The following is a 1,148-nucleotide window of genomic DNA, read 5'->3' on the forward strand; positions in this document are numbered from 1 at the left end:
TCACCCCGACCACTTGCGCAAGGCAAGTTCAGCATTGGAGCTGTAGGGCGAAAATGAACCCCATGAGCACCTGATGGATTTACGCTAAGTGCTTGAATTTGTTGGTGCCCCCGGAGAGATTTGAACTCCCGACCCCCTGATTACAAATCAGGATATTTCTAGCCTTATTAGATGGTTATAGCACGAATAAAACCTGTGAGTTCACTGTTTAGGCGGTTTTAGTCCGCTTTGTTCAGGGTGCATGAACCCCCTAGGTCACCTGATAGAGGTAGCACGATGAGCGTCAAGTTTGAACCGTTTGCAAGCGACCGTGAGAAACGCCTCGCATATTTTGCTCAAGAGATATTGCAGGAGTGCTGCGAAGGGCCCGGCGATATCGATTACGATACCGTCCTCAGCACAGCGGAGCGGGCTGGGCTTATATTCTGGTCCAAGTGCGAGACTGGCAACGAAGAGGAATGGCCAGAAGATTGCGAGCTTGGAGATCCAATGTGGCAGCAAGTAAGGGGTCAGCTTCCTGCAGGTGTCATCGAACTGGATGAACCATCCCCACCCCTCACCGGCACGCAGCAGCTACAGCAGGCGATGCGTACCGACTACGGGGATGGGTGAGGCTCCTTAGTTTTCCATGTCTTCAATACCAACCGCCACGGAACCATAAGCAACATCTCCTGGCCCGGTCCAATAGCTGTCGAACGTACCGTCTGCGTGCAGGATACCGAGTGGCCGGTGTCGCACGCAACGCGCCTCTAGCTCGCTGAGCACCTGGACACGTGGCGACCTTTCCTCAAACCAGCGCTGCTGTGCCAATGTCAGTCGGCTGGCTTGTCTCATCGTCTCTCTCCTTTAGCTGACTGTCTTGCTTTTTGCCTCGTAGAAGATTGAGCGATCCGAAGAACAGAGGTCGCCAATCAATCGCTGCTGCGCACAGAACGCTATTTGATAGCGAGCCACGCGGGCCTGTTCGGCATACAGTTCCTCGCGAAGCTTTTTTATGATAGCCTCATAAACAAGGCCGGAGTCTTCCTTCGCTTTTGCCATCGTCTGCTGGCTCCTTTAATTGCCTTCTCGGACGATCACGACAACTGCCTTGCCGCGCGTGTCGCCGTCTTTGTCAAAAGCCATAGCTTCGCGGATGGCGTTATCTC

The 1,148-nt window shown here is 53.7% G+C and carries 3 protein-coding genes; 1 reads left to right on the forward strand and 2 read right to left on the reverse strand.

Annotation, left to right across the window (positions count from 1 at the left end):
- The first annotated feature begins 276 nt into the window (after positions 1-276).
- Positions 277-612 (forward strand): hypothetical protein, encoded by a 336-nt coding sequence (locus tag V6D20_19300; GenBank protein ID HEY9817929.1) that lies wholly within the window; start codon positions 277-279, stop codon positions 610-612.
- A gap of 6 nt (positions 613-618) precedes the next feature.
- Here V6D20_19300 and V6D20_19305 read toward each other — a convergent pair whose 3' ends face one another.
- Positions 619-834, reverse strand: coding sequence for a hypothetical protein (locus V6D20_19305; GenBank protein HEY9817930.1), 216 nt, complete (start codon positions 832-834; stop codon positions 619-621).
- Positions 835-846: 12 nt separating this feature from the next.
- Complete coding sequence (locus V6D20_19310) at positions 847-1,041, reverse strand: hypothetical protein (protein ID HEY9817931.1); 195 nt, start codon at positions 1,039-1,041, stop codon at positions 847-849.
- Between the last annotated feature and the right edge of the window lie 107 nt (positions 1,042-1,148).

It is taken from the genome of Candidatus Obscuribacterales bacterium (genome assembly GCA_036703605.1).
Taxonomy (GTDB): domain Bacteria; phylum Cyanobacteriota; class Cyanobacteriia; order RECH01; family RECH01; genus RECH01.

Coding starts and splice junctions, on each gene's coding strand:
- V6D20_19300 (HEY9817929.1), top strand. CDS start 277: ATGAGCGTCAAGTTTGAACCGTTTGCAAGCGACCGTGAGAAACGCCTC.
- V6D20_19305 (HEY9817930.1), bottom strand. CDS start 834: ATGAGACAAGCCAGCCGACTGACATTGGCACAGCAGCGCTGGTTTGAG.
- V6D20_19310 (HEY9817931.1), bottom strand. CDS start 1,041: ATGGCAAAAGCGAAGGAAGACTCCGGCCTTGTTTATGAGGCTATCATA.